Below are 18,069 nucleotides of genomic sequence, written 5' to 3' on the forward strand. Positions count from 1 at the left end.
ATTTTCAGTCGGTTAAGTAACAAGTTAGGTTATAAAAGCTTATTTTTTGCACTTTTTTAACGTAATTTGTACAGATTAGGCTTTTCAATTGCCAATCATAGGGATAATATCCCTGTTTCACTTTTTCAAAGTGAGCCCTTAAGAAGCTTGCTTTTTTTGCCAAGTGCGCGCCGTGAGGCGCCTGGTTTTAATACGAAATGGAGCGTTGCTTAGATGCCACGTAAACAATCAGCTACAAATAGCACCCTCGAGAAATTAGGCCTGAAGCCTTATAAAGAGAAAAAAGGCGAAGAGTATATGAATGATGCTCAGTATGAGCATTTTCGTAACATTCTGACGGCATGGAAAAAACAATTGATGGAAGAAGTTGATCGTACTGTGCACCATATGCAAGACGAAGCAGCAAACTTCCCGGATCCGGTTGACCGCGCAGCTCAGGAAGAAGAATTTTCTCTTGAATTGCGAACTCGTGATCGTGAGCGCAAGTTGTTGAAGAAAATTATTCAATCACTAAACAAGATCGATGACGAAGAGTACGGTTACTGCGAATCTTGCGGCATCGAAATTGGTATTCGTCGTCTTGAGGCTCGCCCTACCGCAGAACTTTGCATTGACTGCAAAACTCTCGCAGAAATCAAAGAAAAACAATACGGTAGTTAATTGGTCGGGGCAGACATTTGGTCTGCCCTTTTCATATCTATCTATCCCTTGTCTCATTTATGGCAGGACGTTTTGCTCCCTCACCTTCAGGCCCACTTCATTTCGGCTCGCTGATAGCAGCTGTCGGCAGCTATCTGATTGCAAAGTCACGTTCCAGCAAATGGCTGGTTCGAATCGAAGATATTGATCCGCCGCGTGAAGTTCCTGGTGCCAGCGATTTGATTTTGCGCCAACTCGAGGCGTTTGGTTTACACTGGGACGATACAGTTTTGTATCAAAGTCAACGTCTCGAACGCTACTCTGAAATCATTGAGCAATTAAAGTCACAAGATTTGGTCTACGCCTGTAACTGTACCCGCAAAAAAATTAAATCTATCAGCCATAATGGGCTCTATCCCAATATTTGCGCCAACAAAAACCTCAGTTTTACTGGTGAGGTCGCGATTAAATTACGTCATGGCCATGGGGACTACAGTTTTATCGATAAAATTCAGGGGCCGTGTCGCTTCTCGCCAGAAATTGATCATGAAGACTTCACTATCCGGCGTAAAGATGGTCTTATTGCCTATCAATTAGCGGTTGTGGTGGATGATATTGAGCAGGGTATTGATCATGTAGTGCGCGGTTGCGATTTGCTGGACTCAACACCTCGTCAGTTAAGACTATATGAAGTATTGAGCAGCTCACCCCCTGACTGGTATCACCTGCCACTGGCCATTAATTCCGATGGCAATAAATTATCCAAACAAAACCATGCCCCAGCCATTGATGGCCAGCAAGCTTCGCACCTACTTTGCCTGGCATTGGAGTTTCTCGGGCATCCGATTGCGAGAGAACTGCAAGGCGACTCCCCCGAAAACATTCTCAAGCTTGCCGTTAATCACTTCCGTCTTGAGCAAATCCCCGCAGAACAACAAATCCTTTATTTAGATTAATTAGCTAGGCGCTTGTGCTATGATCGCCCCATACTGTCAAATTCACACTTTATGAGTTCAATAATTAAGTCCGTCAAACGTTGGTTTGCCAGCCCGGCCGTTGAATCGTCCGGCTCGAGTAACCGCACACAAATCATCTCACGTGATCAACATTCGATCTCGCGTAAAGATATCAGCGAGAATGCCCTCAAGGTTCTTTATCGGTTAAGCAATGCTGGTTATGAGTCCTTTCTGGTAGGCGGTGGCGTGCGCGACTTATTGCTTGGGCTTCACCCCAAAGACTTCGATATCGCGACCAATGCAACGCCTGAGCAAGTTAAGGAACTCTTCCGCAACTGCCGTATTGTTGGTCGCCGTTTTCGATTAGCCCATATTTTATTTGGCCGTGATGTAATCGAAGTGGCCACCTTCCGGGCACACTGTGATGACAACATCCAGCAGGCCAAAGAAGGCATGATTCTGCGCGATAATGTTTATGGCGATATTGAAGAAGACGCCATCCGTCGTGACTTCACCATCAATGCGCTTTACTACAATATCAAAGATTTCTCGGTATACGACTACTGCGATGGCCTGTCGGATTTAAGGAAACGTCAATTACGCATGATTGGCGACCCCGAAACCCGCTACCGCGAAGACCCGGTTCGCATGTTGCGCGTGGTTCGACTGGCCTGCAAACTGGATTTATCGATTGAACCCAAAACACTTAAACCGGTTTCGGAACTGTCTTATCTGCTTGAGCAGGTACCAGCAGCCCGGCTATGGGAAGAATACCGCAAACTGTTTTTGGCTGGTGCTGGCAAACTGACGTTCGAGAAACTACGCGAATACGGCCTGTTCCATGCCCTTTTTCCTGCAACTGATCGTTCGCTCAAGCATGACGATACAGCTCAGGCGCAACAAACAGAGCAATTGATCCTTGATGCATTGGAAAATACTGATACCCGTATTGCTACCGAACAAACGGTCAATCCAGCCTTCCTGATGGCGGTAATGCTGTGGCAGCCTTTGCTTGAGAGCACCGAAGCTCTGCAACAGAAAGGCAATAACTTTAATGATGCTTTTTTCAAAAGCATGGCTCGCGTTCTCAACGCGCAAAGTCAACATATCTCTATCCCACGTCGTTACGCGCTGGTGATTCGTGATATCTGGAGTATGCAGCTACGCCTGCCAGCTCATCATGGCAAAAAGGCCTGGAGTATTTTCGAGCACCCGCGTTTCCGTGCCGCATACGATTTCCTGTTATTGCGTTCGCAGTCCGATCCGCGACAGCTGGAACTAGCCAATTGGTGGACCAAATTTCAGGATGCTGACGCTAACGCCCGTCGCCAGATGCTGCAGCAGACAGGTGGTGGCAAGAAACGTAGACGTCGCAAACCGCGCAATCCTAAACGTCAACAAGCAAGCAAGAACCGTCATTAATCAGGACTGTCATGGAAAGTCACCCGATTACCAAGCGCTCCATCGCATATATTGGTCTTGGCAGCAATTTGCAGCAACCTATTGAGCAAATTGAACGAGCATTGTTGGCGCTCGATCAACTACCCGGTAGCTATCTTTTAAGTTACTCCAGCCTGTATCGAAGTGCTCCTATGGGCCCACAGGATCAGCCACCCTTTATCAATGCAGTGGCCAAGCTGGCAACCCGCTTTGCTCCACTGGAATTGCTCGATCAACTGCAAGCGATTGAAAATCAACAGGGAAGAATTCGAGAGCAACGTTGGGGGGCACGCACATTAGATTTGGATCTGTTGCTCTACGATCATACAATCATGCAAACGGATCGCTTAACCCTGCCTCATTACGGTATCAAGGACAGGGATTTTGTACTGAAGCCATTAATAGAACTAAGTCCTGAAATGTCGCTTCCCGATGGTAGCCTGGTTAAAGACTTATTAGAAAACTGCCCGCAGTACGATCTAGTGGCCTTAAAATATGATAAGAACCATCATTGGCATTCTGAGTAAGCTTGGGCCAAACAATGCCTCTGAATTAGGAGTATTTGAGTGAGTGTAAACATATCCATTCCACATAATTTCATAGCGGTTGAAGGCCCAATTGGGGTGGGCAAAACCACGCTTGCTCGCAAACTGTCCGAAGTGTTGAGTAGTGATCTGATACTGGAGGAAGCGGAAGAGAATCCATTTCTTGAGCGGTTTTATCAGGACCCTAAATCGGGTGCCCTGCCAACTCAGCTTTACTTCTTATTCCAGCGCGTACGCCAGCTACAGGATGTCCGTCAATCCGATATGTTCAGCCCAGTTAGAGTAGCTGACTATTTAATGGAAAAAGATCGACTGTTTGCTCGCTCGACACTCGATCAGGATGAATTGCGCCTGTACGAGCAGGTGTACCAGAATCTAACCATTGATGCGCCCAAACCAGACCTGGTAATTTATCTGCAGGCTTCTGTTCCAGTGCTACTGGACCGTATCAAAAAGCGTGGCCGTGTTGCAGAAAATCCTGTGACTAAAGAATATCTGCAAACCATTTGTGATGCCTATACCGATTTCTTTTATTATTATGATGAGTCACCCTTATTGATTGTTAATGCTTCCGGAATTGACCTGGTTGAGAACGAAGCAGACTTTAATATGCTACTCGATCAGATTAAAAGCACTACCACTGGACGTAACTACTTTAATCCTCATCCAGCGTAACCCGAGATTGAATCATGAAAACTCTTACCATTAGCGATATTGAACAACTGAAGCAGCAAGGTGAAAAATTCAGCTGCATTACCGCCTATGATGCCACTTTTGCCAGTGTTATTTCAGATGCGGGTGTCGATATGATTTTGGTTGGAGACTCACTGGGTAACGTCATTCAGGGGCAGAAGACCACTGTACCGGTGACCGTTGAGGACATGGAGTACCATATTGCCTGCGTCGCTCGTGGTAACAAGCGCTGCCTGATTGTGGGTGATATGCCCTACATGAGTTACGCCACACCAGAGCAGGCCTACCATACGGCAGCACTGATCATGCAGGCTGGTGCGCACATGGTTAAGCTGGAAGGTGGCGACTGGTTGCATGACACTATTGAGGGACTGACACAACGCGGCATCCCGGTCTGTGCTCACTTGGGGCTTACCCCTCAGTCAGTGGATGCGCTGGGTGGTTTTAAGGTGCAGGGGCGTGATTCGAAACAGGCTGAACAAATGCTGGCTGATGCCAAGGCTCTAGAGCAGGCCGGCGCTCGCATGCTTGTTCTGGAGTGTGTACCGCAGGGACTGGCCAAACAGATAGCAGAAAGTCTGACCATTCCAGTGATGGGTATTGGCGCTGGCGTCGATGTTGATGGTCAGGTGTTGGTGCTTCATGACATGCTCGGAATTTCTCCTTTTCAGGCCAAATTTGTGCGCAACTTCATGGCTGACGCCAAAGGCGATATCAAGGCAGCCTTCGAGCTGTATCACAATGAAGTTCGTGCTAAAAACTTTCCTGCAGCTGAGCACTCTTTCGACTAAGGACTGGCTTCAATAATGATCGTTGTAAACTCTGTTCAAACCCTGCGTCGTCTTATTCAAACCCACCGTGATATGGGTCATCGGATTGGCTTTGTCCCAACCATGGGCAATTTGCATGCCGGACATTTAAGTCTGGTTGAAACTGCCAAGAAGCATGCTGATATTGTTGTGGTCAGTATCTTTGTTAATCCCACTCAGTTTGGCCCGAATGAAGACTTCGACGCTTATCCGCGTACTTTTGAGCAGGATCAGGCTTTGCTGGAACAGGAAGGCGCCGATATTGTCTTTGCACCTGAGGTTGCAGAGGTCTATCCAAATTGGCCTAACCTGACTAAAGTTCAGGTCGCCGAACTAGGCAATAACCATTGTGGCGCATCTCGCCCCGGTCACTTTGATGGTGTCACAACCGTTGTCAGCAAACTGTTTAATATGGTGCGGCCTGATTGCGCTGTTTTCGGTCAGAAAGACTTTCAGCAGCTGGCGATTATTAAACGTATGACCAGTGATCTGAACTTTGACATTGAGATTATTGGCGCGCCGATAGTGCGCGAAGTCAATGGTCTTGCCATGAGTTCACGCAATGGCTACTTAAGTAACGAACAAAAAGAGCACGCCTCTTTTATCTACCAGACCCTAAATTGGCTAAAGCAACAAATTGATAATGGCGAGCGCGACTATCGAGCACTGGAGAACGCCGCTGCACAACGATTAGCAGAGCAGGACTTCAAACCTGATTATGTCAATATAGCTCGCCAGGATAATCTTGAACTGGCTGAGAATGAAGATAGGGAGCTGGTCATATTGATTGCAGCATTTATGGGTAAGGTGAGATTGATTGATAACGTTACTTTATCGCTCTAATGTTTTGAGTTTCATCTATAAAAGCTCATAGTTTCAAATAGTTAATTACAATTATTACAACTGATAACCACTATTCCTGTCTAACTCTTTAACGCTTTTGATTTTTGTTTTATGCTGGTCTGATAAATGATTAGGAGCCAGTTATGTCTGATTCAAAAACCTATCCAATAAAACAATTCAGCACACATACCCCACACATTGATGAAGAAAAATATTTGCGCATGTACCAACAATCGGTACAGGAACCGGAGAAGTTCTGGTCGCGTATGGCGCACGAGTTTATTGACTGGTTTGAACCATGGAAAACGGTAAAAAACGTTGATTACAAAACTGCTTCGATTAAATGGTTTGAAGGCGGCAAATTAAACGTCAGTTATAACTGTATTGATCGCCACTTAAAAGACAAGGCCGATCATACCGCCATCATCTGGGAAGGCGATGAGCCGGATCAGCAGCGTTACATCAGTTATCAGGAGCTGCATGACGAAGTCTGTAAAATGGCTAATGCACTGAAAAGTCGCGGTGTTAAAAAAGGCGATCGTGTCTGCATCTATATGCCGATGATTCCTGAAGTTGGCTTTGCCATGCTGGCTTGCGCCCGTATCGGTGCCATACACTCAGTAGTCTTTGGTGGTTTCTCACCTGAAGCCTTAAAAAGTCGTATTCTTGACAGTGATTGCCGCGTAGTCATCACAGCTGATGCAGGTGTTCGTGGTGGCAAAACGGTTCCTCTTAAAGCCAATACCGATAAAGCACTTCAGCACTGTCCTGACGTACACAGCGTTTTTGTGGTTAAGCATCGCCTGGCCGATATTGATTGGCATGCTGAGCGCGACATTGACTACAACGAACTCAAAAAAGAGATGGAGTCAGAGTGTCCCGTGGAAACCATGGACGCAGAAGATCCGCTCTTTATTCTGTATACCTCCGGTTCGACCGGAAAACCGAAAGGAGTGTTGCACACCAGCGGCGGCTACCTATTGCATGTAGCCATGACCCATAAGTATATCTTTGATTATCACGATGGCGATATCTACTGGTGCACTGCCGATGCCGGCTGGATTACTGGTCACTCCTATATTTTTTATGGACCATTGGCCAACGGTGCAACCACCTTGGTATTCGAAGGAGTACCCAGTTACCCGACACCGTCTCGCTTCTGGCAAGTGGTCGACAAGCACAAGGTCAATATTTTCTACACCGCCCCAACTGCCATACGCGCCTTGATGGCCGTCGGTGATGATGCCGTTAAGTCCACATCACGCAAGTCACTGCGTCTGCTGGGTTCGGTTGGTGAGCCGATCAATGTCGAAGCTTGGGAATGGTATTACAAAGTTGTCGGTGACGAGCGCTGCCCTATCGTTGATACTTGGTGGCAAACAGAAACCGGAGGTATTCTGATTTCGCCATTGCCTGGAGCAACGCCTTTAAAGCCCGGCTCTGCCACTCGTCCTTTCTTTGGTGTTCAACCGGCGATTCTTGATCAGGATGGCAATGAACTTGACGGTAAAGCGAGCGGTTATCTGGTTATGAAAGATTCATGGCCAGGCCAGATGCGTTCAGTCTATGGTGATCATGATCGCTTCTTCCAGACCTATTTCTCGCAATATTCAGGCTATTACTTCACTGGCGATGGTGCCAATCGCGATGAAGATGGTTACTACTGGATCACTGGTCGCGTTGACGATGTTTTAAATGTTTCAGGACACCGTATGGGAACTGCGGAAGTTGAGAATGCATTAGATCTGCACCCTCTAGTCGCAGAGTCAGCTGTCGTTGGCTATCCTCACGATATCAAAGGACAAGGAATTTATGCTTTTGTCATCTTCAAAAATGGTGTCGAGTTTAATGACGAAATCAAGCAGCAGCTGATTGATATCATAACTGAAGAGATAGGCCCGATTGCTAAGCCCGATAAGATTCAATGGGCTCCCGATCTACCCAAGACCCGCTCGGGAAAAATTATGCGCCGCATCCTGCGAAAAATCGCCGAGAATCAGGTCGATAGTATTGGTGATACTTCTACTCTCGCTGATCCATCAGTGGTACAGCACCTGATTGATAATCGACTGCACTAGAAAATCAATTCAAAAAAGCCCTGATGTTTCATCAGGGCTCTTCTATATCCCGCTTATGCTAGGCCTAGTCCAGAGTTAATACTCTTTGTCTGGCTCTTTGTAACCACTCATCGGTAACAACGAAGCCTCGTACCACCTCTTTTCCATTTTGCATGCCCACAATGGTAGCCAATTGCTCCTGATTAAGTCGGCCCAACTTTTTTACCTCTGGATAATCATTTTCGGTCAACTCCGAGAGCCAGTACATGCGTGGCAACTGATACCATTCGAAATTATTCTGCTCTCGATAACTGTTAAACTCCTCATGGGTTGCCCAGAATCCTTTCAAATGATCAGTCGCAACTTCTGCAGGATGGGTGTAGGTTTGATTCAAGAAATTTTGTATTGCATAGAATAAGCGTCCACGTGTCAGTAACGCTGACTGGTCTATAACCAGCTGCTGCTGTTCCAACCACGCTTTAACTTCTACTTTGCTAGAGAGAGCAAGCTGATGACTGAGCAAGCGTTTAAATTTTCGGTCAAAACGATCACGTAGGTTAGGCCCAACCCAGTTAGCCATCTCTTCACCGCTACCGATTTGCAGATAGAACTTTACTGCCAGTTCGCAATGCACAGTCTCTTTTGCATGGTGACTCTCTATAATTGAGTCGAATTCGCCGAGCGTTTGCTTATTGATGATGACCTGCTGGTTTGAACGTATCAGTTCATAAGATGGATTAGAACGAATCAGATGATGCCAAAGCTGTTCGAAATATACGCCTAGCCTGTGTGTGGGTTCAAATCTAAAAGAATCGCTCTCACCCACTACGTTAACTAGTAACTGATTAGCGTTAAGCAGGTTGCCACTATGTAATTCATTGACTGATGCAACTGATAAAAAGTCAGGGCTGTTAATCAGCCAATCTAAATCCGCTTGAATACGATGTTTATCCTGCATTGGATGAGACCTTCACGAAGTAGCTTTTATGATAACAAAAAAAAGCCACCCGAAGGTGGCTAACATTTCAGAGAGGTTCTGAAATAACGTTAGTGTCGAAAAGCTGGTATTTTTTTGAGGGGCTAAATACCAGCCTGTAACACTAAGGGGGAGTCGTTTAGCGATTACTTTTTATTGTCCTTTTTCCGCTCTTGAGCCTGTTCATGCATATCCTCGCGCATTTCTTTGCGCATCTCGTACATTTCCATACGCAGTTCCTTCATTTTTGCACGCTGTTCTTCGTTAAGAAGTTTTTGTACTTCCATATAATGTTGATGCCTTCCTGCCATCATCTCTGCTCTGATATCGGCCTGCTTACGCAAATTGCTTTGTAACTTGCCTTTATCCAAAGTATCTTGCTGCATCATATGACGCTGTTGCTGCATTAATTCCATCATCTGTTCCTGATGAGCTTTGACGGCTTCCTTTCGCTGCTCGTACAGCTTGTCAATTTTCGCTCGTTGCTCATCATTAACACCTAACTTCTCCATCATCATCTGATGCTGTTGCATGGAATGCTCTTTATGCATTCCACCATGGCTTCGCTCATGATTTCCTGCATCAGCACTGACACTCAGCATCAAGGCTGATGTTGCCAGTACTAATCCCATTAATGATTTATTCAATAACATAGTCTACTCCTAACCCATTTCCTGATTTGCTGTTAACTTAATTCTTCCGCGGAAGAATGCTTTTGCAAATTGATAGTACTCACTATAGACTTCTTTTAACTCCAAAAGTTTGAATTAATAACGGTTTTTGCGTAAAGCTTCTGTAAAAGCCACTGACCAAACTTTACACTTTCACTTTCTAGCGCGTGCTAAAATCCTTACACGCCAATAGGTTAGGTTAGCTATGCCAAAACTATTACTAGCAGATGATGACATTGAGCTGTGCCAACTCCTTCAGGAATACCTGACTCAGGAAGGCTTTGATATTGCTCTCGCGCATGATGGTGCAACCGCTGCCAAATTAATTCTTGATCACAGTTTTGATCTCATGGTGCTTGATGTGATGCTGCCCAATATGAATGGGTTTGATGTTTTAAAAACAGTACGCAAAGAATCTCAGGTGCCCATTTTGATGTTAACGGCGCGAGGCGATGAAATTGACAGAATTGTTGGTTTGGAATTAGGTGCAGATGATTACATTGCTAAGCCTTGTAATCCACGCGAACTGACCGCGCGAATCCGCACAATCCTGAGACGCACAGAAAATGTCTACAGCACTAAACAAAAGAAGCTGCAATCAGTTCATCTTGGTGATGTGTATATTAATCCCGCTTCACGTGAAGTCTTATTGAATAATGAAGTCGTCAAGCTAACTGCTACCGAATTCGATATCCTTTATTTGTTAATGAACAACGCAGGAACTTTAGTTAGCCGCGATGATTTATCGGAGAGCTGTCTTGGTCGAACATTGGAAGCCTATGATCGAAGTATTGACATGCACATTAGTAATTTACGTCGCAAACTGGGCCCTGATTCAAAAGGCGATGAACGCATCAAAACAGTTCGCGGTGTAGGCTATCAGTATGTTGCCCTGGATTCGTAATCTCGTTCGCCCCAGTCTGTTCTGGAAGATTTTTCTCTGGTTCTGGCTGGCAACACTGATTACCCTGACCAGTGTCATCTTTTTATATAGTCTAACCGGTCAAGATAATAAACTGGTCCCGGCTTCTGATGAAGAAGCCAAGCAGTTACGGCAGGCAGCCATCAATATTCAGTTACGCAAAATCATTGACGAATATCAGACTGGTCGATTACTTACGCTTAACCGTGTCCCTGACGATCTCAACAACACCTTTATTATTGATAAAAATGGTGAAGATCTTACCGGAAAAGAAGTTCCTGATGTTCTCTATCATTTAAGCTCCTTTTATCGCAATCGTAATACACCGGCCATGGTGATTGTAGATAATGAGGCCTTCATTGGTCCTGAAGTTGTCTTCAATCGCGGCAATTACTATTTACTATTTCTACGTGAAAAAAGTCCTCATCAATTCACCACCGTAGTCTCTTATCTTTATCACTCGATATCAACCTGGCATTTGCTCATTGCACTTGGTATCAGTGCACTGGTTTGTATTGCCCTGACCTGGTACCTGACTCGCCCAATTCATCAATTACAAAAGACTACGCAGGCTTTCGCTCGCGGTGACCTCAGTGCGCGCGCTCAACGCTATCTAGGTAAACGTCAGGATGAATTTGCTGATTTGGCAGAAGACTTTGACTTAATGGCTGAGCGTATTGAACGAATTATTCATTCCCAAAAACGATTACTCAGCGATGTGTCACATGAGCTACGCTCACCATTAACTCGCATGCAGATTGCCGCAAGCCTGGCCCAAAAAAGCGCAAATTCGGATTCTCGTACTCACATCGACCGCATAGAACTTGAAGTTGAACGTCTCGATGAAATGATTGGCGAACTTCTGCAAATGGCTGCCCTTGAAAGAGGCCACGTCAATGAAGACCGCGCCAACTTCATGCTCAACGATTTACTTGATGTGATTGTTGAAGATGCTAAGTTTGAGGCAGAGGCACATAACAAAACCGTGGATTACCACACTGACGGTGATATTGCTTTTAATGGTTATTACAGCCTACTTGCACGCGCCATAGAGAATGTTCTAAGGAATGCCATTCGACACACTCCTGACGATACCTGTGTCACTGTCGCAACTTCAGAGTCACAGCTTGGTGTTGAAATTAAAATTTGTGACTCTGGACATGGCGTCAATGAAGAGCATCTTAAGAAAATTTTTGATGCTTTTTATCGGCCAACCGATGCCAGAGAGAGAACTTCAGGTGGAGCCGGTCTTGGCCTGGCAATTGCCAAAAGAGGCGTTGAAGCCAATGGCGGCACTATTACTGCTTACAACCAGCAAGGTTCTGGATTGTGCGTTGTTATACAGCTACCCAAAGCTCGCGTCTAATTTACCGTTGAAAACAACAGCAGAATTGCCAGAATTATCAGGAACGCTCCCAGAATTCTATCTATCCAGTGACCAAAATTAGCAAAAAACTGGCGTACTTTCTGTTGCGTTAACATGAGCGACAGGAAGACAAACCATGCACCCGTCATAACAGACATCCAGATTCCGTAAAGAGCCTGTACTGCCATTGGAGTTTCTGCACTGACAATCGTAGTAAATAAAGAAAGGAAGAACAGAGTAGCTTTAGGATTTAGCACATTAGTGATAAAGCCCTGTCTGAATGCTTTGGTGCTGGTCATAGTATCGCGACTGACCGGCTTAAAATCCTTAACCTCGGCTTTTTGAACTCGAATTGCCTGCCAGCCTATGTAAAGCAGGTAAGCCGCGCCTGCGACCTTAATGCTGGTGAAAAGCCACAGAGTATCCCGAATTAATAAACCTATACCAAGCACGGCATAAGTAACATGTACTAAAATCGCCAGGCCAATACCGATACTGGTTAAAATTGCAAAGCGACGACCAAAAACCAAACTTTGGCGCATTACAATGGCGAAATCGGGCCCAGGACTGGCAACCGCCAAGGCATGAGCGGATGCCATTAACAAAAATTCCTGCCAGTAGTTTGTGATTAATTCGTTTAGCATTTTTTTAATGGTAGAAATTAAATGATAAGGTTCCAGATCTTACTGGCCAGCTGTAGCATCAGGCTGCCGTAACTTGAAACAATCAGAAAGACGATTACACCTGAAAAAACACCCAGTGCCAAAAGATTATTGATGTGTCGCTTCAAGGACAGAGTTGTGTGATGCTTTCTGGCTCGATGATGATCAATCATAAAACGCCCCAGTAGCCACAGACAAATTGCCATGATGACAAGACTGCCCACCAGAACCCAGACCTGAGTTTTCTCAAAAGTCAGTGCAGCTCCCAGAACGACTCCCGGCATTAAATACACTGGGGCCCAGATGACAGTAGCAATCACAATTGCAGTAATGAATTTTTTTGGCGGCATGTCGAGCACACCGGCAATCAATGCAATCACAGCTCGAATTGGACCTATGAATTGACCAACAAGTACTCCCGCAAAGCCATGGCGTTGAAAGAAGTCTTCTGCTGTATGCAGCATTTTCTGATGACGCTGTATCCATCCCCAATGATGGACTTTATCCTGAAAGTGGTAACCAAACCAATAGGATACGATCTGACCACTGGCAGCACCCAAAAAGCTACAAAATGCAACCAGCCAGAAGTTTAAAGTCCCACCGCCGATTAAGCTGCCAACTCCAACCAACAGTAACCATCCAGGCACAGCAAGTCCGACTATGGCCAAAGATTCTAAAAAGGCAATTAGAAATACAGCCGCGCCAGCCAGGTGTGGGTGATTGGAGATCCAATCTAATATGTCATTTACAATTGCTTCCATCGGCGCTAATGATGACGAATGTTCTTATAAATGTCGATAACTAATCATACCTAAGCTACGTCTAATTGCACTTGCTTGTTATCTACAGGTCGTTTATCTTCAACAAACACTCAAAAACTTCTCACGATTATGAGCAGCCCTTACCAAACTATCATTCAACAGCGTCAACCAAGTGACGTTGAAATTTTTCATAATGTTCACCCCGACGTAAAACCCCCTTGCCTGACAGTTGAGGAAATGGGTCTTTCTCATCAGGATGTTAACGATTACCGTTCCGCTGGAGAGCTCATAAAAAGCCTTGCCAAAACCATTCATACCTGGCGTCAACACATGCCTAAAGATGCGGAACCAACAATTGTAGCCATGCTTAATGGGGGTTTACAGATTCATGTTACCCGACTGGTACAGGAGTCTTTTCATGGGATTAGAATTGAAGGAACTGCCGGCGGCAATCCGTGTATGGTCCTGACTCATCAAAATAACGTTGAACTACTATGCTATGTGCAGCAAGTTGCTGAGGAAGAACCGAAGCAAAGAATAGGCTTTATTATTGATGGTCAGGAAATTGAAGAGTAGCCCTTTTTAAAACAAAAACATTAAGTAAAAAAATAGCGCCAGTAGGCGCTATTTTTTATATTTAACATTATTGCCTCAAATGGCTTCTTTAATATCTTCCTCTTCATCCAGCATATTCAGATAGAAGCCTTCCGCTTCAGCCACAGCCAGTAACTCCCTCTCAACCATTTCAACATCTATCACATGATCAGTAGAAACTTTCATTTGTACAGCATAGCCCTGCCGATTCGGCATTGCATCTGTAGCAATACTATCCACTCGCAAGTGATTACGAGAAAGGATTCGGAGTAACTCAATACTTGCAGCCTGATGTTTAATACCCCAGGCATCAATTTCAAACACAATATTTTCTGGGTCAAATGGATAAGATGACTGGCAATCTTCCATGCTATGAAACTCAAATCTCAGCTTTGCTGATTCGAGACTTTCAAGGCAGGCAACAAAGGGCTTCAGATACATGCCATTAAGTGAAATTGCGAAAAGACCTGTGAAATGATCTTTAACTCGATTGAAACGAGAGACTTCGACTGAACCCTTAAAGCGATGTAGGATTTCGGTAACTGTGGTGATTATTTCAGGGTGATCGGAACCGGCCACCTTTAAGATTAGCTTCTTATCCAACTTTAATGTGTTTTGCGCATTCATCAAAATGCTCCATATATTGCGTTAGCGCTTATAAAAAACTACTACAAGTGCTAAATTCTGACAAGAAGAGCTGGTTAAAATTCACACAATTCTGCTGGTTTTGTTAAACAGTGCATATTTGTACAATACTTTACATATAGCTTTATATTAGAATGCAGCTAACTAACTGTATTAAAAGGAGTTTGCATGAAACCTCTTATCTCTGCCTGCCTTACCTTGACTCTATTTGCCTGCGCCACCTCCCCAACCGGCAGGAGTCAGCTGACTTTATTTCCAGAGTCTCAAATGGCACAAATGGGCACTTCTACATTTACCTCAATGCAACAAAGCCAGAAAATGGACACTAATCCGCGCAACGCAACCTATGTTAATTGTGTTGTTAATGCCTTAATACCTGAGCTTAATGCATTAGCACCAGGCATGCGCTCCACTCAGTGGGAAGTTAAAGTGTTTGCCGACGATGCACCCAACGCTTTCGCACTTCCAGGTGGAAAAATTGGCGTTCATACGGGCATGTTAAAAGTTGCCGAGAATCAACATCAGCTCGCTTCAGTCATAGGTCATGAAGTGGGGCATGTCTGGGCTAAGCACAGTAATGAACGTGTTTCGCAGGGATTTCTGACTCAGTCAGGAATGCAGTTGGCTGCAGTAGCCGCAGGTGACATGACCTCTGAAAAACAGCAACTCCTTGGCTTACTCGGTGTTGGTGCCCAAGTGGGTGTTATTCTTCCGTTTAGTCGTAAACATGAATCGGAAGCCGATGAAATTGGACTTGAACTAATGGCTAGAGCTGGCTTTGATCCTCGTCAAAGCGTTGAACTATGGAAAAATATGCAGAAAGCGGGAAGCGGCTCCACACCGGAGTTTTTGTCAACCCACCCAGGTGTCGATACCCGGATACGTGATCTGAATGCGAGAATGGATCGTGCCATCAAGATTTACCAGCAGGCACAGGCTTCGGGTAAACGCCCCAACTGTCGTCTTTAAAATTAGAGTATTCCAGGCAAAAAAAAGCGGACCTTATTGGTCCGCTAGATATCCACCTCTTTCGTATATGGACTCCATATACAAATCTTCAAAATCTTTGACCACCGATTTTTTGACTTCCGGCAACGATAACAAATTCTCACGCCATTTTTGAATTTTCTTATAATCGCTGACCGTGTCCACGCCAGTATTATCGGCGAGAATTTTCGAACGCATCAGGAATGGAGCAAAAGAACTGTCAACCAGGCTGAATTCCTTACCATCGAAGAAGCCTTGATTACCAATTCGTTTTTCCAGATGAGCTAATTTCTTGTTCAAGTCTTCTTCAATCTTAACAAAGGTTTCTTCACGACGCGCCTGAGTTAATTGGAACTGAATATTATTAATGCTACTGCTGAATTCAATCCAGGCTCTATGCTCTGCCTTTTCCAGTGGATCGGTTGGCAACATTGGCTTGCCATGAGTCTCATCAAGATATTCGTTGATTACTGAAGACTCAAACAGCACCGTATCCTTGATGCGCAGCAAAGGTACTTTGCCTAATGGTGATATTTCAAGAAACCAGTCAGGCTTTCGTTCCAGAGAAATATATTCAATGGTGTAATCAATTTTTTTGTGCAGCAATGTGATTACCGAACGCTGCACGAACGGGCACAATTTATGGCTGACTAATATTGGTTGTTCTAGAGCACTCATATTGTCCACTCAGACTTGATAACTAGTCGTAATGTAAATCGTTCTTTTTAGAAAAGCAACAACAAGGTCGTCACAAAATCACATCTCTTTCAGATACAAAAAAGGCCTTCATTAGAAGGCCTTCTTATTTGTCTTAGTGGTCATGACCACCAGGTCCATGTACATGGCCATGTGACAACTCTTCTTCGCTCGCATCACGTACTTCAACAACCTTCACATCAAAAACTAAAGGTACGCCAGCTAATGGGTGGTTACCGTCAACGGTTACCGTCTCGCCTTCAACCTTAGTTACTGTGATAAGTTGTGGGCCTTGTGGTGACTCAGCATGAAACTGCATGCCAGGCTCAATTTTTTCAACGCCCTGGAAAGCCTGTGCAGGCACTTCCTTGATTAAATCATCATGACGCTGGCCATATGCATCTTCAGGTTGAACATTAACCGATAGCTCGTCATCAACTTTCTTACCGGCTAAAGCATTTTCAAGACCAGGAATAATGTTGCGATGACCATGCAGGTAAGCTAATGGCTCATTCCCTTCTGATGTATCGACTAATACACCCTCTTCTGTTTTCACTGTGTATTCAATCAATACGACTTTGTTCTCTTCAATTTGCATAATCATCTCTCTTACTTTCTAGGTACATTGATGAAGCCACAAACTACCGGCTTCAAACTTTCAAAAACTTTTGTTCAATTTGTCTCTGCTTAAAGTGAGGATTTTTGCTCTAGAGCAAGGCATTTGAATTTTGGACTTGAGGGAGCGTATATAAAATACGTGACCGAGTACAAAATTCAAATAACACAGCTATAGAGTAAAAAGACCACTTTAAGAGACTTTCTCGCCTGCCGCCTGCATATCCGCGTGATACGACGATCTCACCATCGGTCCACTGGCCACATTGGTGAAGCCCATCTCTTCTGCTATTTTGCCTAGTTCATCGAACTCTTTCGGCGGCATGAATCGCATGACCGGATGATGGTATTTACTGGGCTGCAGATATTGACCAAGGGTCAACATTTCAACGCCATGCGCGCGAAGATCCTTCATCACTTCGATAATTTCTTCGTTGGTTTCACCCAGACCAATCATTAAACCTGACTTGGTCGGGATTCCCGGATAGCGTTCTTTAAATTGCTTTAATAAGTCCAATGACCATTGATAGTCTGCACCAGGACGCGCCTGTTTATACAATCTCGGCACGGTTTCCAGGTTGTGGTTAAAGACGTCGGGAAGACCATCTGCCATCAAGTCCAAGGCAACTTCCATACGACCTCTAAAATCAGGTACTAATACTTCTACTTTAAGGCCAGGATTTTGTTCTTTCGCCACACGAACACACTCAGTGATATGGGCAGAGCCTCCATCACGCAGATCGTCACGATCGACGGATGTAATCACCACATATTTCAAGCCCATCGATTTTACTGAATCGGCCAGATTTTGCGGCTCTTCCGGATCAAGCGCCAGTGGACGACCATGTGCCACATCGCAGAATGGACAACGACGCGTACAGATATCACCCATGATCATGAAGGTTGCGGTACCGTGACCAAAACACTCGGGTAGATTCGGGCATGAAGCTTCTTCACAAACTGTGTGAAGCTTGTTATTACGTAGCATGTCCTTAATCTTGGTGATTTGATTACCGTTAGGCAGGCGCACACGAATCCAGTCTGGTTTACGCGGCATCTCTTCGGTTGGCATAATTTTTACCGGAATACGGGCCATTTTATCTTCAGCACGCATTTTTTGGCCGGGTACGACCTTTTTCGCCTTAGCAGCAATCTTACCTGTAACATTGCTGCTAACTGTTTGATTCGTTTG

At 44.9% G+C, this 18,069-nt stretch carries 20 protein-coding genes; 12 read left to right on the forward strand and 8 right to left on the reverse strand.

Translation table 11 applies throughout. From position 1 onward, the window contains the following. Positions 1-213 precede the first annotated feature (213 nt). From dksA to acs, 8 genes are all read left to right on the forward strand, one after another. Positions 214-660: an RNA polymerase-binding protein DksA gene (gene dksA, locus B158_RS0100285; RefSeq protein ID WP_018623317.1), complete on the forward strand. Its 447-nt coding sequence runs from the start codon at positions 214-216 to the stop codon at positions 658-660. 59 nt (positions 661-719) lie between these two features. Continuing rightward, positions 720-1,595, forward strand: coding sequence for a tRNA glutamyl-Q(34) synthetase GluQRS (gene gluQRS, locus B158_RS0100290; protein ID WP_018623318.1), 876 nt, complete (start codon positions 720-722; stop codon positions 1,593-1,595). A gap of 51 nt (positions 1,596-1,646) precedes the next feature. Beyond that, positions 1,647-3,017 carry a polynucleotide adenylyltransferase PcnB gene (gene pcnB, locus B158_RS0100295; protein ID WP_018623319.1) on the forward strand — a complete coding sequence of 457 codons (1,371 nt, stop codon included), beginning with the start codon at positions 1,647-1,649 and terminating at the stop codon, positions 3,015-3,017. Between the two features lie 11 nt (positions 3,018-3,028). Beyond that, the gene (gene folK, locus B158_RS12780; RefSeq protein ID WP_018623320.1) at positions 3,029-3,562 is read left to right on the forward strand and encodes a 2-amino-4-hydroxy-6-hydroxymethyldihydropteridine diphosphokinase; all 534 of its coding nucleotides are present in this window, start codon (positions 3,029-3,031) and stop codon (positions 3,560-3,562) included. A gap of 39 nt (positions 3,563-3,601) precedes the next feature. Further along, complete coding sequence (locus tag B158_RS0100305) at positions 3,602-4,255, forward strand: deoxynucleoside kinase (protein WP_018623321.1); 654 nt, start codon at positions 3,602-3,604, stop codon at positions 4,253-4,255. A 14-nt stretch (positions 4,256-4,269) separates the two neighbouring features. After that, positions 4,270-5,064: a 3-methyl-2-oxobutanoate hydroxymethyltransferase gene (panB, locus tag B158_RS0100310; RefSeq protein WP_018623322.1), complete on the forward strand. Its 795-nt coding sequence runs from the start codon at positions 4,270-4,272 to the stop codon at positions 5,062-5,064. 15 nt (positions 5,065-5,079) lie between these two features. After that, positions 5,080-5,925, forward strand: coding sequence for a pantoate--beta-alanine ligase (gene panC, locus B158_RS0100315; RefSeq protein WP_018623323.1), 846 nt, complete (start codon positions 5,080-5,082; stop codon positions 5,923-5,925). A 143-nt stretch (positions 5,926-6,068) separates the two neighbouring features. Next, a complete protein-coding gene (gene acs, locus B158_RS0100320; RefSeq protein ID WP_018623324.1) occupies positions 6,069-8,003 on the forward strand; it encodes an acetate--CoA ligase in 1,935 nt (644 codons plus the stop codon). Between the two features lie 64 nt (positions 8,004-8,067). Here the strand turns inward: acs and B158_RS0100325 are convergent, their stop codons facing one another. Both B158_RS0100325 and B158_RS0100330 read right to left on the reverse strand, forming a co-directional pair. Then, positions 8,068-8,940, reverse strand: coding sequence for a DUF1853 family protein (locus B158_RS0100325; RefSeq protein WP_018623325.1), 873 nt, complete (start codon positions 8,938-8,940; stop codon positions 8,068-8,070). Positions 8,941-9,104: 164 nt separating this feature from the next. Beyond that, complete coding sequence (locus B158_RS0100330; protein WP_018623326.1) at positions 9,105-9,611, reverse strand: Spy/CpxP family protein refolding chaperone; 507 nt, start codon at positions 9,609-9,611, stop codon at positions 9,105-9,107. 223 nt (positions 9,612-9,834) lie between these two features. On the opposite strand from B158_RS0100330, the gene B158_RS0100335 reads away from it, so the two are divergent. Continuing rightward, the gene (locus B158_RS0100335) at positions 9,835-10,533 is read left to right on the forward strand and encodes a response regulator transcription factor (RefSeq protein ID WP_018623327.1); all 699 of its coding nucleotides are present in this window, start codon (positions 9,835-9,837) and stop codon (positions 10,531-10,533) included. Beyond that, a complete protein-coding gene (locus B158_RS0100340) occupies positions 10,514-11,917 on the forward strand; it encodes an ATP-binding protein (protein WP_018623328.1) in 1,404 nt (467 codons plus the stop codon). The genes B158_RS0100335 and B158_RS0100340 overlap by 20 nt, the downstream gene beginning before the upstream one ends. Here the strand turns inward: B158_RS0100340 and B158_RS0100345 are convergent. Both B158_RS0100345 and B158_RS0100350 read right to left on the reverse strand, forming a co-directional pair. Further along, on the reverse strand, positions 11,914-12,561 hold the full coding sequence (locus B158_RS0100345) for a LysE family translocator (RefSeq protein ID WP_033413759.1): 648 nt from the start codon (positions 12,559-12,561) through the stop codon (positions 11,914-11,916). The two genes, B158_RS0100340 and B158_RS0100345, sit on opposite strands and share 4 nt — an antisense overlap. Before the next feature lie 17 nt (positions 12,562-12,578). Further along, positions 12,579-13,340, reverse strand: coding sequence for a DedA family protein (locus B158_RS0100350; protein WP_018623330.1), 762 nt, complete (start codon positions 13,338-13,340; stop codon positions 12,579-12,581). A gap of 129 nt (positions 13,341-13,469) precedes the next feature. Between B158_RS0100350 and B158_RS0100355 the strand changes: the two genes are divergently transcribed. Beyond that, a complete protein-coding gene (locus B158_RS0100355) occupies positions 13,470-13,916 on the forward strand; it encodes a hypothetical protein (protein WP_018623331.1) in 447 nt (148 codons plus the stop codon). 75 nt (positions 13,917-13,991) lie between these two features. Here B158_RS0100355 and B158_RS0100360 read toward each other — a convergent pair whose 3' ends face one another. Continuing rightward, the gene (locus tag B158_RS0100360; protein WP_018623332.1) at positions 13,992-14,561 is read right to left on the reverse strand and encodes an ACT domain-containing protein; all 570 of its coding nucleotides are present in this window, start codon (positions 14,559-14,561) and stop codon (positions 13,992-13,994) included. A gap of 186 nt (positions 14,562-14,747) precedes the next feature. Between B158_RS0100360 and B158_RS0100365 the strand changes: the two genes are divergently transcribed. Next, the gene (locus tag B158_RS0100365) at positions 14,748-15,548 is read left to right on the forward strand and encodes a M48 family metallopeptidase (protein WP_018623333.1); all 801 of its coding nucleotides are present in this window, start codon (positions 14,748-14,750) and stop codon (positions 15,546-15,548) included. A 33-nt stretch (positions 15,549-15,581) separates the two neighbouring features. Here B158_RS0100365 and B158_RS0100370 read toward each other — a convergent pair whose 3' ends face one another. The 3 genes from B158_RS0100370 to lipA form a co-directional block, all read right to left on the reverse strand. Next, positions 15,582-16,244 (reverse strand): glutathione S-transferase family protein, encoded by a 663-nt coding sequence (locus B158_RS0100370; RefSeq protein ID WP_018623334.1) that lies wholly within the window; start codon positions 16,242-16,244, stop codon positions 15,582-15,584. A 133-nt stretch (positions 16,245-16,377) separates the two neighbouring features. Then, positions 16,378-16,860: an FKBP-type peptidyl-prolyl cis-trans isomerase gene (locus B158_RS0100375; protein ID WP_018623335.1), complete on the reverse strand. Its 483-nt coding sequence runs from the start codon at positions 16,858-16,860 to the stop codon at positions 16,378-16,380. Positions 16,861-17,070: 210 nt separating this feature from the next. Further along, the gene (gene lipA / locus B158_RS0100380; RefSeq protein WP_051082503.1) at positions 17,071-17,991 is read right to left on the reverse strand and encodes a lipoyl synthase; all 921 of its coding nucleotides are present in this window, start codon (positions 17,989-17,991) and stop codon (positions 17,071-17,073) included. Positions 17,992-18,069 lie beyond the last annotated feature (78 nt).

This window comes from Kangiella aquimarina DSM 16071 (assembly GCF_000374105.1).
Classification (GTDB): Bacteria; Pseudomonadota; Gammaproteobacteria; order Enterobacterales; family Kangiellaceae; genus Kangiella; species Kangiella aquimarina.